The sequence below is a fragment of the Vibrio sp. HM8-C genome (assembly GCF_058630515.1).
The window spans coordinates 21,640-34,556 of the sequence record NZ_JBMMKS010000005.1 but is presented as its reverse complement, the minus strand read 5'-3'; the positions used below and the strand labels follow the sequence as shown (position 1 = coordinate 34,556).

The following is a 12,917-nucleotide window of genomic DNA, read 5'->3' as shown; positions in this document are numbered from 1 at the left end:
ACTGATCAAATTGCCGCTATTTATAAAACTGAATTATGGCTAAGTCGTATAGCTAGAACGCAAGGCAGCCACAATACCGGATATTATTAATAATTCAGTCACTTGGATAAGTATAGAGAAGTTTTCACAGAACGAAACCGCAAAAGATACAGCGTTTTGCAAGAAATCACTGAAATTTGCGGTTGGATAGATTTGAATCTCAGAGTTACAACATTTCCTGCGCAATCAAACGTAGCAAATAGGTTTCACGTTCAATGCTCATCCCCTTCTTAGGGCTTTCAAGCATGGTTTTTTCATTGTGAGCGATAGCTTCATGAATGTTGATCCAACGAGGCTCCATGCCATTGCGGATTTCATAATCTTCAAATTGAGTTTTGCCCAGCTCACGATCAATTTTGCAGGTGTAGCAGTAAGAAATCATATGCATCACATCACAATCGTCTTTGTACCAAGGACGAAACTCTTCGTAGATTCCATAAGGTTTGATGGAATGAATATTTTGTGCGCCTGTTTCTTCTTCCAGTTCACGCACCAAACCAGCAAGCACATCTTCCCCGTCATCTAAACCACCACCAGGGAGCGTGTAATCGTGATATCGCTCGGTGTACAACATCAAAATGTCTTCACCATCAATGACGATCGCTCGGGTTGCTTTACGTTGGAGAACGGAATACTGGCTAAGGCGTTCCACATCTGGATGTACAGCCGTTTGCAAATGTCTCATAGCGTATAAATACCTTGTTCCATCTATTTCTTGGCGCGGATGGTAGCATAAAAAAAGCCCCGCTAAACGGGGCAAATTACATGGATAACAGTTACATGGATGTTCGCTAATGAACATCCGTTACTTATCTATCAGTTAGTTATCTATCAGTTACCTACCTGTCACTTACCAGTACATGGGTAAAAAGAACATCAACGAAATTGAGATCAGAGATATCTCATTAGCCGTCTGCAGTAATTTTCTTAATCAGCTCTTGTTCAACTTGTGAGGCAAGATCAACCGATATCTGACAAGTACCAGCAGCATGATGACCGCCACCACCATACTGAAGCATCAGTTCACCCACATTGGTTTTGGAGCTGCGATCAAAAATCGATTTGCCGGTAGCGAAAACAATATTCTGTTTTTGGAATCCCCACATTTTATGAATCGAAATATTGCACTGCGGATATAACGCATAAATGATGAAACGATTACCCGCATAGATAACCTCTTCGCCCGTTAAATCCAAAACCACCAGATTTTTATACACAGTGCCACACTTCATAACCTGCTCTTTGAACATATTTTCATGCTCGCGATAGAGCTCAATACGCTCCTTCACATCGGGCAAATCTAAAATTTGTTCAATAGTGTGATTACCGCAATAGTCGATAAGATCCATCATTAAGTTGTAGTTGGAGATTCTGAAATCACGAAAACGCCCCAACCCAGTGCGAGCGTCCATCAAGAAATTAAGTAAATTCCAACCCGTCGAATCCAACACTTCGTCGCGCGTAAATTGAGCGGAGTCACCCTTGTCTACCGCCTCCATCATTTCCAACCAAGCTTCAGGAAACACATCTAAACCACCATAGTAATCCCATACCACTCTCGCGGCAGATGGCGCATCAGGGTCAATGATGTGATTCAGTCTAGGCTCAGTATTACGAATCGTCTCAGAGAGGTGGTGGTCAAATATCAGAAAGGCATCTGCAACATAGGGCAAGTTGGTAGTGATATCGTTTTCTGTTATGTCTATTTTTCCGTCTTGCATATCTTTGGGATGCACAAATTTAATGTCATCAATCAAGTTAAGTTTTTTGAGCAGAACCGCGCATACTAGCCCGTCAAAGTCACTTCGCGTGACAAGCCGATACTTTTTCTCCGTCATTAGCTAATCCCCTAAATTTTTATACCAGTCATCCTTCCCCTAGTGCTTTCACCACTATTGATGCTCAACTCAAGAAAGCACTATGCCTTAATTTTAGACAGCATCATTTTTTTAACAAACTTAAGACAATGGTTTTTAAAAAAATATTCTACAATTTCCATATAGCGTAATAACTTGACGTAAATTATCAGCATCAAATCAGAAAGCTGTTGGCATGTTTTTCTCAATAACTTGGGTAAACGAAGCCGATATGAACGAACCAAACGTTAAGTGAAAAGAATTTAAAACAAACTCAATAGCCCATGGAGATACCCAATGAAAAAACACAGTATCGTGATTTCAGCGTTAATAGGTAGTGCCCTACTCGTTGGCTGCTCGAACGAACCGGATGAATACGATGTGAAAGAGTATGAAGCAACCACAAGCCCAGCCTCACTCTACTGTGTACAGCAAGGTGGCACACTTACCATGTTCACAGAGAACAAAAAGCGCATAACATACTGTGTTCTTTCCGAAGACGAGAAGTATGAACAATGGGAATACTACGAAAATCGCCAAGATAAAGACAAACAGTAACCACCGCTCTTTATCTTTTTATTGGACATTAGCGATTAGTGGATTGATAGCCAAATCAGAAATAGAGAAAAAGGCAGCCTAAGCTGCCTTTTCGTTTTAGTGACTTACTGAACGAAGTAGATCATCAATATGCTTGGGTCCAATCGGTTTTATACCCGCAGGGTTTAGATCTTTAATTGAGTAATAACCTGTAGTGATATGGTCCATGTTAACCGTTTCAATCACACCCGGTAATCGCAGAATTCGCTCCATATACGCAGATAGATTCTTGTAATCGGCTATGCGATTAAGGTTCGTTTTGAATAAGCCGTGGTATGCCGCATCAAAACGGATCAGAGTAACGAAAGTTCTTACATCCGTTTCTGTCAGTTGATTACCCACTAAATACTCTTTACCTTCCAAACGTTGTTCTAGTTCATCAAGCATCGAGAAAACACCTGTCACAGCTTCCAAATAAGATTCCTGTGATTGCGTGAAACCTGCTTTATAGACACCGTTGTTCAGTAGGTCATATATACGAGGATTTAGCTCATCAATTTCACTTGCGTATTGTTCAGGATACAGACGAACATTCGATGGCACTAAGTGTTCAAATGCAGTGTCAAACATGCGTAATATGTCGGCACTTTCGTTATTTACCATCACATTCTGTTGCATGTCCCATAAGACAGGTACAGTTGCACGTCCCGTAAACAATGAATCTGCGCGAGTGTAAATCTCATGCAAATAGTTTGAGTTAAACAGTGGATCAGAATCTGAGCCTGCGTATTGTGCAAAACTCCACCCTTGGTTAGTCATCACAGGGTTAACCACCGTGACATCAATGTATTCATCAAGACCTTTTAGTTTGCGAGCCATCAGTGTTCGCGAAGCCCAGGGACAAATGAAAGCGACGTACAAACGGTAGCGACCCGCTTCCGCTTTAAAACCACCAGTACCTGTTGGACCTGCGCTGCCATCTGGCGTAATCCAGTTGCGAAAACTCGATACTTGGCGAACAAAACGTCCTTTCTCGTCAGCTTTCTGCATGGCTTTCCAATCTTTTGTCCATTTACCTTCAACTAACATGGCAACCCCTTATCTGAATCGGCTTAAACGAGTAAATGTGCTCGTTTCTAAATCTGAACTCAGTATGATTACCATCAGAAATTAGAACAATGGTGTATTCAATGAGAAATAATCAACAATTCGTTTATAAAATTTATAACCACGATGAAATGACAAAAGCCAACAGCGCTTGCCACTGTTGGCTTTAGTAAAAGAAAGAATATCTTGGTTAATTCATATCAGGTGTAAACAAACCACGCTTCATATAGAACTTCACCCAAAGTGCACCAATGACACTGATAATCAGCAAGATGCCGCCAGCAACGCTGTATACCATTTGCGTCATCTCTTCAGATGGCGAGTTATGCAACGCGACATACCCCATTGCAATGATGCCTAAGATCTGTGGAATCGGGAAGAAAGGCGATTTATAAGGACGATTTTGATTAGGCAGTTTCTTACGCAATACAATCACGTCAATATGAGCCACCATGTACGCTAGCAACCAGCTTGTCGTTGCGGCTATAACCAACACAATCAGTGAATCAATATCAACAAACATGAATGCAATCGCTGTACACGCTGCAATCATCACCACACCAGCCCACGGTACATCGTAGCGATTCTTTGCTTTTAGCTGAGGGAATGCTTGTCCTTGCATCGCCATGCCGTGCAACATTCTAGGAATAGACGCCAGAATTGTATTAATCGTGCTGCATGTCGCCGTCAGTGCCATCACAGTCGCAATTAGCAAACCACTTTGACCAAACACACCATTTGCATAATCTAGGTATGGAATCGGTGAAGTAACCAATGTTTCAGCATCCAGATACAGTGTTGCACCGTAAGCAAATGCTAGGAATATGGCGAATATCATGGTTAGTGACCAGTGCATCGCTCGCGGTACATTTTTTGTTGGGTTCTGCACTTCATTGATCATTGGGCAGATAAATTCAACACCAACCATCAACCACATAGCTAATGCGATTAAGCCAACAAAACTGCCATCCAATACTCCGCCGAAACTCCAGTCGACACTATCGCCAGCTAAAACTGGATGCGGTTCATTTACTCCGGTAATAGCGAAGATACCAATCAGCACCAGCGCACTGACCAAGACAAACGCTAACATGTTTTGAACTTTCGCAAACACGTCTGCACCAATCAGGTTAGTGATACTCAAAATAACCAAAATCGCAATCGGCACGAACTTTTCAGGGAATAAGCCCGGTAGCAATTCAGCCAACATGGCATCCACCAAGAACATTTCTACTGGCAATGCCAAAATCGCGACCACCACATAACCCGAAAAGACGGACACTATCGCAGGGAAGTGACCAATCGCTTTTTGTGTGTAAGTGGCTAGTGTGCCTTCTTGCGGGAACATCAGTGACAGTTCCGCAAAACTCATCGCGTTGAATTGCGCCAATATGTATGCACAAATCATCGCAGCAACAAACGCCATGCCACCTATACCGATACCCTGCGTTGCTGAGATCATCGCACCTTGCACAATGACAAGACCGATACAGATTGCCATCATGGTTGGCAATCCCATTTTCTTGATTTTTGTTTTAGCCGCTGATCCTTCAGCGGTAGCAATTTTGCTTGAGTATGATGTGTCGCTCATATCCAAATTCCTTTTGTAAATAGAGTCTTATGACCTAAACCAAATGTTCAACCTATAGTCTGTCAAACCGATAAGGTGACGGATCTATGATAGGGTTCATACCACTAACTAAATCTGCAGCTAACTGCCCTGCCGCAGGTCCTGTACCAAAGCCATGCCCTGAAAAACCCGTCGCAATAGTTAATCCCGGAATATCCTTTATCCGATCAATAACAGGGTTTGAATCTGGTGTGACATCGATTTGTCCAGCCCAAGCTTCTTCAATCTGTGCGCTGTCAAACGCCGGCCAGGCTTTGCGTAAATTGGTTAAGGCCTCCTGATTTAATCCGCTATTATGTAATGGGTCAATCGTTCTCACCTTCTCAAAAGGTGAGCTAGAACCTCTGTCCCAACGCCTTGAAATTGCTAAATCTTTTAAGAAATAACTGCCGAGTGATACACGTAAATAACTTCTCTGACTCTTAAGTTGGCTCAAGTATCGGTGTCCGATTAATAGATGATCTAGACATAAAGGTGCATCCAGAGCACCACGCTGTGTGATGATGAATCCACCATCCTGATGTTTGCGGAAAGAGAAGTTTGACGCGCCAACGGCAATCTCGGTTGGTCCTTCCATTGGTTTAGTTCGCATCACTGAGCAGATCAGTGGCAATGTCGGAAGAGAAATGCCTTCGTTATCCAAGAAGCGACGTGACCATGCGCCACCCGCTAAAAGCACTTGTTCACATCGAATCTCGCCTTGTTCAGTCACAACGCCAGTCACTTTTCCCGCAGAACGTGATAGCCCACGTACCGCACAGTTCTGCACTAAAATAGCACCTTTGTTAACTGCGGTTTGAGCCATAGCACTGGTTGCAATCGCAGGTTCTGCACGACCGTCTGAAGGCGTGTATATGCCTCCCAACCATTTGCCTTTTCCACCTTGAACCATAGCGTCGACTTCCGTAGGCGTTAACATACGTGAGTCCAATTCCAGCGACTTAACCGATTCCAACCAGCTTTCATGCATCGCTAATTGTTCTTCTGAATCGGATAAGAACATGATGCCTGCTTGTTTATATCCAACATCACGTCCGACTCTTTGTGACATCTGAGCCCAGAGTTTATCTGCCGCTAGTGCCAAAGGTACATCATCAAAATGTCGGTTTGTCTTACGAATCCAACCAAGGTTTCTAGATGACTGCTCTCCAGCTATATGTCCTTTTTCAAGCAACACCACAGGTATATTTCTTTCTGCTAAGGTCAGTGCTGCACTAACACCAACAATTCCACCACCAATGATCACCACACTGGTCGATTCTGGAATCACATCTGTAGTCTGAATTCGTTCAAGGGTTTTAGTCATAATCCTTTATCCTAAAAAGGATGAGGCATCGCCCCATCCACACTCCATTACGCTATGACGATTTGTTGTGTTTCCAAACCTGAAGCACCTCGGTACGCGGTTATCTCTAACTCAACTTTGTAAATGGTTGAGCCCAAAGGTGGACACGTAACTGTCGTCGCTGGGTTTATTCCTCTGAATTTAGTGCCAATCAGTTCCATAACAATCGATACATCTTCTGGGTTTTGAATAAACACACGTGACATCACAACATCATTGAGCGAACTATCTAGTGCTTTTAGAGCCCTTTCGATATTGCTAAATACTTGCTCAGTCTGCTCAAGCACACTTTCACTAATCAATTGTGTTTCGGGATTACGCCCTGCTGTGTTCGATACGTAAATCCAATTGTCGACGGCAACGGCTCGCGAATAACTGCCCATTTCTTCGAACTTTGAACCGGTTTTGACTTTGACGATCTGCGCCATGCTGATTTCCTAAATGAAAGTGAAGTACTAATAGGTTTTGGTTAATGGTTGTAATTGAAAAAACGGTTTAATTAACGCAGCTCCGGCTCATCCCAAAGATTCAGTTTCACGCCAATACCTTGTTCAATTGCGTTGCGATAAACAACCGTTCCCCAAGCTACGTCTTCAACAGGTAAACCGCCCACCGACAAAATGATGATCTCTTCATCGTTTTGACGACCAACCGCATCCCCAGCGACGATTTTGCCTAAATCTTCGAACTGCTCTTTTTTCATCAGGCCTTCTTCAATCATGTCCATAAAACGAACGCCAATGATTGGAATGTATTGGTGCGCCGGTTTTGGCACTTCTTCAAACCATGCTTCATAAAGGCCAGGGTTATCCGCCACTTTACGAACATCTTCCTTTTCCATATCCGTATCCAAACGGCAGTACGCGGGCATTGAAAGGAACGCTCCCGGTTTTACCCACTCGCGTTTTACTTCTGGATAGCTGGACACATCACCAGTTTCACCGGAGTTGCAGTAAGTAACGATGTCAGCATCACGGACAACATCTTCAATGGTATCAACTACTTTTACTGTGGTGATTTGTGGGTAGTTAACGTGAACCCAGGTAATAAAATCATCAAGACTCTTCTTACCGCGCCCTTTAACTTTAAGCGTATCGATTAGCGGGCATGCAGCCATAAAAGCCGCTACCGATGTCTTACCCATTACACCTGGGCCTAATAAGCCAATCACTTTTGAATCTTTACGTGCAAGATAACGAGCACCAACCCCCGGAACAGCGCCAGTGCGGTATGCAGAAAGCAGGTTAGCGGACATATGAGCCAACGGAGCGCCGGTGTCAGCGTCGTTAAGCGTGAACATCAAAATCGAACGTGGCAGACCTTTTTCTCGGTTGGCGATATTAGAGCCATACCATTTCACGCCGCAGGTTTGGAAACTACCGCCTAAGTACGCTGGCATCGCCATCAAACGGCGGTCTGGAGAGTGTTTTGGCATGGTTGCAAATTCAGGCTCTTCTGGGAAAGTGATCATTGCACCATGAGAATCATTGTTTGCTCCCGCCATACGGTAATCACCGCGATATAGCAGTGCGAACATCTCTTCCATCGTGTCCACACATTGAGGCATGTTGGTTACGCCTGCTTCGATCATGTCCTTTTCAGAGAGATAGATAAAATCAATTTTTGTGTTTGCTGACATACATTCACCTGTATCCATAGGGTTAATTGTTAGTCCTCTCTCGTAGCCTTCCCATCAACACAAAAGTTCAAAACAAAAGGTCAAACCTTAGCGCGTGATTTTGTGACTCTTCCTTGAGTGGATAACTCGATACTAGTGAGCGATTTTTTGTGCGTATTGTATTTTTGCGACACAGATAAAAATCTTTTCCGCCATTTTTAAATTCTGATTTTTGGCACACTTGCTGCTAAACACGAAAACACTAGGGAAACAAAATCGTTACGATTTTTTAATATTTCAAGCAGACGGAAAGGCAAGAAATCATGTTAAGTTCACCTCACTCCTATCAGGTAGCGAACATACACTCCAAACAACCTTGGTTTGTTCTCAGCGCCGAAAAATATGCCACGAACTTAACGACGGAGAATCCCGTTATTTCTCACTTCTACAGCTTTGAAGTGGGTAAATCTCAAGCCCCAACGACAGCCATTCCAGACGGTTGTGTTGACCTGCTTTTTGATTGTGATTCTGACAGCCCTATGGGTTTGGTTTGCGGTACAACTTTGGAAGCGACCGAAGTCGCTTTTAACCAAAACCATCGCTATTTTGGTATGCGTTTTGTACCAGGTTTTATCCCCGACTTTATAGAAATTTCAGCGCCAGAATTGACCAACAAGCAGTGTAATATTGTCGATGTAGTCTTGAATTCTCAGGATCTGGTTGAACAAATTGTTAGTGCCAGTTCTTTTCAAGAGCAGGTACAAATCGCCAAACAGTTTATGCGTGGAAAACAAGGTAGAAAGCCCACCAACTTAACCCATCAAGTTGCTGCCAAAATTTGTCATGAGAAGGGAAATATTCAGGTTCAAGATCTCGAAACATATACGGGCTACTGCAGCCGGACTCTACAAAGACAGTTTCGCGCCGATCTCGGTCTCACACCCAAAGCATTTTGTCGTGCTATTCGCTGTCAATCGGCTATATACGATATAAACCATCTCGATAAAGTCGCGTTTTCTGACCTCGCTTTTAACTTAGGTTTTAGCGATCAATCCCACTTTCTTCGAGAATTTAAAAAGCTCGTTAGCGCGACTCCGCTTGAGTATCAGAACCGAGTAAAACAGAAGACTTATCTCGATAGAATTGAATGCTATTGAACCTATTTGGGGCAAAACAACTTAATTTACGCACAAATATTGTGCTTTTTATTTTTGCAGCAAGCCCTACCTCTGGATGTAAATTTTCGTAAATGACAACTATTATCATTGATGGGTTGATTTTATGGGGCTAAAGTAGCGTCGAAATCATTAATATATTGTTACAAGTACGAAAGAAGTTACTATGCAGAAAAATCAAAATAAAAGAAGCGCTTATCCATTAACGGTTATTAGCACCGAACAAGTTTCACCCAGCATTCAAAGAATTACATTGCAAGGCGATGCGATTGCCCACTTCGGTAAACAAAGCGAAGGCGATTACATTAAACTGCTTTTCTCACCAGAAGGCTCAACTCACATCGCGGATTTAGAAGAAGGTGCAAGACCATTAATGCGCACCTATACGATTCGTGAATTTGATGAACAGAACAACAGCATTGTGGTGGATTTCGTTCGCCACATTACTCAAGATCCGACGTCTGGTTTTGCAGCTCGTTGGTCAGTAAATGCAAAAGCTGGCGATACCATTTCGATAGCTGGGCCAGGTCAAGGTCAATCCATTAATCCAAACTCAGATTGGGTCTTCCTAGCAGCAGATATGACTTCGCTGCCCGCTCTGGCAGTGACTCTTGCAAACCTAAACGAAAAGTCACGCGGTTACGCTGTTATTGAAGTAAACGAACATGAAGATGTGCAAACACTTCAAGCGCCAGAAGGTGTAAAAGTCATTTGGGCTATTGCGGAATACGGTGACAAGCTTGTTGAGTTGGTTAAGGCACAAGCTTGGCTAGACGGCCAATGTGCGGTTTGGTGTGCGTGTGAGTTTGATTCGATGAAAGCTCTACGCCAATACTTCCGTAACGACAAAGAAATAGACAGAGATTTCATCTATATCAGTAGTTACTGGAAAAACGGCGTCAGTGAAGATGGCCATAAAGTTATTAAGCGACAAGACGCCGAAGCACAACACTGAGCTCCGATTAAATACCAATAAAGAAAACCGAAAAAGAATATAGAAATGATAATAACAGCCTGCTCACTGCAGGCTATTTTTTTGTCTGGTTAAATGTTATCTAGAGAAATGAGCCACCGACTCAATATTGATTGCATCGTGTCGCCAGTATTCTATATCGCAACTAATCGCCTCACCTTTTGCGTTTAAATTAACCCTTTCAACGACCATAGTTGGTGTGCCATCAGTGGCACGAAGTGCTTGTGCGGTTTCATTCAACAACGAGCTCGTCGATATACGGTAACGCACAGATTGGTATTGGGTCGCGTAATGCTCTTTATAGATATCCGTTAACGATTGTGACAAATCGTGTGACAAGAGATCTGGAAAAAGGTCAGGTCGTATATAGTGAGTGACAAACACCACTGGTCTTGAATCTAAGTAGCGAACTCGGTCAACGCGATAGATATCAGTGAACGGTTTTAATGCCAGCAGCGAGGTTGCTTGCTTATTCGCGATCATCGCTTTCGCTGAGATCAGTTCAGTGTTTGGAATACGGTTTTGCTCACTCGCCATCTTATTGAAGCTAAGACTTTGTGTTGGGTCATAGCGCAAAGGCGCTGGCGAAATAAACCAACCCCGGCGGTCTTCGCGAAACACGCGCCCTTCTGCTTCAAGCAAAGACAACGCTTCACGCAAAGTGACTCGAGTCGTATCAAAAGATTCAGCCAGTTTTCGCTCAGAAGGTAGCTTCTGCCTCGGAGATAACATGCCAGCATCAATTTGTTCGACGATGGCATCTTTAATTTTCACGTATTGCACAGTATCCCTTACACCTAAACCTATGTTTACACCCGATATCTTAGGGTCAAAGTTACGCTAACAAAATACTACGCAACTCATGCAAGGATTGCACTTCATAATGTGCATTAATGCCTTCTGGGCGTTCATGTTGATGAACGTTCAACCAACAGGTTTCAATACCAAAGTTTAAGCCACCAAGAATATCGGAATGAGGGTTATCACCCACCATCAATACACGGTCTTTGCTCGGGTTGCCCATTCTTTCCATCGCATGAAGGAAAATACCCGCATCCGGTTTAGCCACACCCACTTCTTCAGAAATCACTACTTGGTCAAAGTATTGAGTCATACCCGTTCTTTCTAAACGAATTGCCTGAAGCTCAGTAAAGCCATTAGTAATAATGCCAAGCTTAGCTTTGCCATTTAGTGCATCCATCAGCTCTTTTGCACCTGGCAGCAAAGTGCAGATGTCCGCCATCGCTTCCAAGAAAGCAGTGTTTAGCTCAGCGGTAGTAGTTCCCAGCTTTTCTGCCCAACCTTTAAAACGGATGTGCTTCAGTTCTTCTGCAGTGATGGTGCCGTTTTGATAATCGACCCAGAGCGGTTTATTTACTTGCTGATATTGATGAAAATCTTGCTCAGTAAAGTTCACGCCTTTACGTTCAAACATCAATTGCATGCCTTTTAGCGCATCGAAATGGAACAAGGTCTCGTCAGCATCAAATAAAATCCAGTCGTACTTCATATCTGTCTCCTCAAAAGCTGGCCCTAGTGTAGATTGTTTTCCATAAAATGATAATCTCTAGCAACGGAAACTTGTTGTTAATTTAGAGGCAACAATAAACATGGATAATACCTTTTCAAGCATCCCTATTTTTGTTGCTGTCGTTGAGTGCGGCAGTTTTTCACTCGCAGCGGAAAAATTGGGCGTCACTAAATCGGCCATCAGTAAACGAGTAACGCAGTTAGAGGATGACCTCGGTATACGTCTGCTTAATAGAACAACAAGAAAACTCAGTCTGACTGAAGCCGGTAAACGCTATTATGACCATGTCTCTCAAGCACTTGCATTAGCACAACAAGGGATGGACGCTGTCACTGAGTTGCAAGGTGAACCTCAAGGTAAACTGAAAATCACAGCCCCAATGTCATTCGGTGTGCTCTATATCGCCCCTATCATCGCTGAATTTCTGGCTCAGTTTCCAAAGGTAACGATAGATCTGCAACTGGAAGATCAAATGGTTGATTTAATCGAAGGTGAATTTGACCTTGCGATTCGCATCGGCAATTTGCCCATTTCGAACTTGGTTGCCAAACGTTTAGTGCAGTGTAAAAGCGTGTTGTGCGCATCGCCGGAATACCTAAAAAAGCATAATTCTCCGCAAAAGCCCTCTGATCTGATTGACCACAACTGTCTGGTTTATTCTTATTTTCGAGGTGGCAGTGAATGGACATTCGAACAACAACACAACGAGTTTAAAGTGATTCCCAAAGGTAATTTTATCGTCAATAACAGCGAAGCCATTCGCCGCGCTTTAATAGAAGGTTTAGGCGTTGGTCAGCTACCAACATTTCTTGTCAGCAAAGACATTTTATCGGGCAAGTTACTTTCGATAATGACCGCCTACTCGCTACCTGAACACGCCATCTATGCAGTGTTTCCTGAACGTAAACATCTTCCTCATAAAGTGAGAGCATTCATGGAATATGTAGCAGACAAACTCGGCAGAGAGACTCCAATCTGGGACGAAGGTCTATTCTAAGTCACAACAATAAAGCCCGAGGATTAAAAAAGGCAAAATCACTGATTTAGCACAATAAACATCCAGCATTTACAACATATAAAAATCAGAACCAACTGCTTGAATATCA

The 12,917-nt window shown here is 43.1% G+C and carries 13 protein-coding genes; 4 read left to right on the top strand and 9 right to left on the bottom strand.

From position 1 onward, the window contains the following. Positions 1-205 precede the first annotated feature (205 nt). Both ACOSVQ_RS07830 and ACOSVQ_RS07825 read right to left on the bottom strand, forming a co-directional pair. Positions 206-724 (bottom strand): NUDIX hydrolase, encoded by a 519-nt coding sequence (locus ACOSVQ_RS07830; RefSeq protein WP_491981987.1) that lies wholly within the window; start codon positions 722-724, stop codon positions 206-208. A 220-nt stretch (positions 725-944) separates the two neighbouring features. Then, complete coding sequence (locus tag ACOSVQ_RS07825) at positions 945-1,877, bottom strand: exopolyphosphatase (RefSeq protein WP_165314026.1); 933 nt, start codon at positions 1,875-1,877, stop codon at positions 945-947. A 315-nt stretch (positions 1,878-2,192) separates the two neighbouring features. Between ACOSVQ_RS07825 and ACOSVQ_RS07820 the strand changes: the two genes are divergently transcribed. Beyond that, the gene (locus ACOSVQ_RS07820) at positions 2,193-2,453 is read left to right on the top strand and encodes a putative hemolysin (RefSeq protein WP_165314027.1); all 261 of its coding nucleotides are present in this window, start codon (positions 2,193-2,195) and stop codon (positions 2,451-2,453) included. Positions 2,454-2,549: 96 nt separating this feature from the next. Here the strand turns inward: ACOSVQ_RS07820 and ACOSVQ_RS07815 are convergent, their stop codons facing one another. The 5 genes from ACOSVQ_RS07815 to ACOSVQ_RS07795 form a co-directional block, all read right to left on the bottom strand. After that, entirely contained in the window at positions 2,550-3,521 is a 972-nt protein-coding gene (locus tag ACOSVQ_RS07815) for a glutathione S-transferase family protein (protein WP_491981986.1), read from the bottom strand. A gap of 208 nt (positions 3,522-3,729) precedes the next feature. Beyond that, the gene (locus ACOSVQ_RS07810) at positions 3,730-5,130 is read right to left on the bottom strand and encodes an APC family permease (RefSeq protein ID WP_491981985.1); all 1,401 of its coding nucleotides are present in this window, start codon (positions 5,128-5,130) and stop codon (positions 3,730-3,732) included. 52 nt (positions 5,131-5,182) lie between these two features. Next, positions 5,183-6,475: an NAD(P)/FAD-dependent oxidoreductase gene (locus ACOSVQ_RS07805; protein ID WP_491981984.1), complete on the bottom strand. Its 1,293-nt coding sequence runs from the start codon at positions 6,473-6,475 to the stop codon at positions 5,183-5,185. A gap of 47 nt (positions 6,476-6,522) precedes the next feature. Beyond that, positions 6,523-6,942, bottom strand: a complete 420-nt coding sequence (locus tag ACOSVQ_RS07800) for a RidA family protein (RefSeq protein WP_102963700.1) — start codon at positions 6,940-6,942, stop codon at positions 6,523-6,525. A 71-nt stretch (positions 6,943-7,013) separates the two neighbouring features. Further along, entirely contained in the window at positions 7,014-8,153 is a 1,140-nt protein-coding gene (locus ACOSVQ_RS07795) for an ornithine cyclodeaminase family protein (protein WP_491981983.1), read from the bottom strand. 302 nt (positions 8,154-8,455) lie between these two features. Here ACOSVQ_RS07795 and ACOSVQ_RS07790 point away from each other — a divergent pair, with 302 nt between their 5' ends. Beyond that, positions 8,456-9,289, top strand: coding sequence for a helix-turn-helix domain-containing protein (locus tag ACOSVQ_RS07790; protein WP_491981982.1), 834 nt, complete (start codon positions 8,456-8,458; stop codon positions 9,287-9,289). Positions 9,290-9,473: 184 nt separating this feature from the next. Next, positions 9,474-10,262, top strand: coding sequence for a siderophore-interacting protein (locus ACOSVQ_RS07785; RefSeq protein ID WP_491981981.1), 789 nt, complete (start codon positions 9,474-9,476; stop codon positions 10,260-10,262). A 96-nt stretch (positions 10,263-10,358) separates the two neighbouring features. On the opposite strand, the gene phnR is transcribed toward ACOSVQ_RS07785, so the two are convergent. Together phnR and yjjG are read right to left on the bottom strand one after the other, a co-directional pair. Further along, positions 10,359-11,063 (bottom strand): phosphonate utilization transcriptional regulator PhnR, encoded by a 705-nt coding sequence (gene phnR, locus ACOSVQ_RS07780; protein ID WP_491981980.1) that lies wholly within the window; start codon positions 11,061-11,063, stop codon positions 10,359-10,361. Between the two features lie 52 nt (positions 11,064-11,115). Next, entirely contained in the window at positions 11,116-11,790 is a 675-nt protein-coding gene (gene yjjG, locus ACOSVQ_RS07775) for a pyrimidine 5'-nucleotidase (protein ID WP_491981979.1), read from the bottom strand. 100 nt (positions 11,791-11,890) lie between these two features. Between yjjG and ACOSVQ_RS07770 the strand changes: the two genes are divergently transcribed. Next, positions 11,891-12,808, top strand: coding sequence for a LysR family transcriptional regulator (locus ACOSVQ_RS07770; RefSeq protein ID WP_491981978.1), 918 nt, complete (start codon positions 11,891-11,893; stop codon positions 12,806-12,808). The last annotated feature ends 109 nt before the right edge of the window (positions 12,809-12,917 follow it).